This is a genomic window from Gilliamella sp. Lep-s35 (assembly GCF_009795845.1).
Lineage (GTDB): Bacteria > Pseudomonadota > Gammaproteobacteria > Enterobacterales > Orbaceae > Gilliamella.
The window spans coordinates 1-1,088 of sequence record NZ_WTEX01000067.1 but is presented as its reverse complement, the minus strand read 5'-3'; the positions used below and the strand labels follow the sequence as shown (position 1 = coordinate 1,088).

The 1,088-nt window shown below is 34.1% G+C and carries 1 protein-coding gene; it reads left to right on the top strand.

Going from position 1 to position 1,088, the window contains the following annotated elements; genetic code table 11:
• Positions 1-84: 84 nt before the first annotated feature.
• The gene (locus GQ590_RS12995; protein ID WP_160409289.1) at positions 85-219 is read left to right on the top strand and encodes an IS3 family transposase; all 135 of its coding nucleotides are present in this window, start codon (positions 85-87) and stop codon (positions 217-219) included.
• Positions 220-1,088: the final 869 nt, after the last annotated feature.

The following is a 1,088-nucleotide window of genomic DNA, read 5'->3' as shown; positions in this document are numbered from 1 at the left end:
ATGATTTTGGCGGTTTGATTCATTTCTGACTCTCCTTTTGTGTTATAAAATAACTAAAATGTCAGATTGAGTGAAGACTATTACATGTCAAATACTATTTTTGATTCACTGGCGCAACTTAAATTGGAATTTAATCACTATGTGGATTGGTTTAATTATAATCGACTTCATTCAACATTAAATTACCAGTCGCCGATTGAATACAAAAGAAATCGATGACTTTATCTTTTTGGTACTAAAAAGTGTGGACATACCATTGTTTAATTGGCCGTTTATATCGACGGTCTCCTTCTTTAATTCTCAGTGCCTTACAATGCCTATAGGCTTTGCCTTTTCGCCTTAGATAAGGTTTGAATTGTTCATAGCGCACTTTATTTTGATAAAGGTAGTTATAGATTGATTGGGCGCTCACTTTCTTTACACGTGCAGCAATCTGCTCTGGGCTGTAATAAAGCATGAGGTATTTTTCAACTTGACGCCATACCGAAGACTTTATTGGCTTACCATTACCGCTGTTTTTTCGCCTTTTCCGAGCGAGTGTTACCGCCTCATGTGCTTGATTGGTTTGATTAGGTTTTGAGTTTCTTTTTATCTCACGACTTATTGTCGAAGGATGTCTATTGAGTGGCTGGCTATCTCTTTTTTATTCTTTCCTGCTTGTAATAATACGAAAATTTGGTATCTTTCCCTCCTAGAAAGGTGATTATAATGCATAGCAATCTCCAAACTGTAGTGGTGCGAAGTAGCTAGTATAAATCACCTTTCTACTTTCTTCACTCCACCGAGTTTAAAATTGCACTTCATGTTTTAATCCAGGAAATTTCAACTTATGATTTTAATCTATACAATTATTTAATAGATGAAATGAGGATTAATTTAAAATCAAATTGTTATCCGATTATAACCCCTTTACTATCAGATGAAGTTATTGTTTTAGACGATTAATTATTTCAAGAGTTCGTATTTCTATAGCTTATGTTCTATGATTGCACTATGCGAAGAATAGGGCGTGTTGATCTTTGGTGATTATTTTTTAGACGGCATGATATGAGTTATAATAATTCTGCAAAAAACAACCATAACTCGAT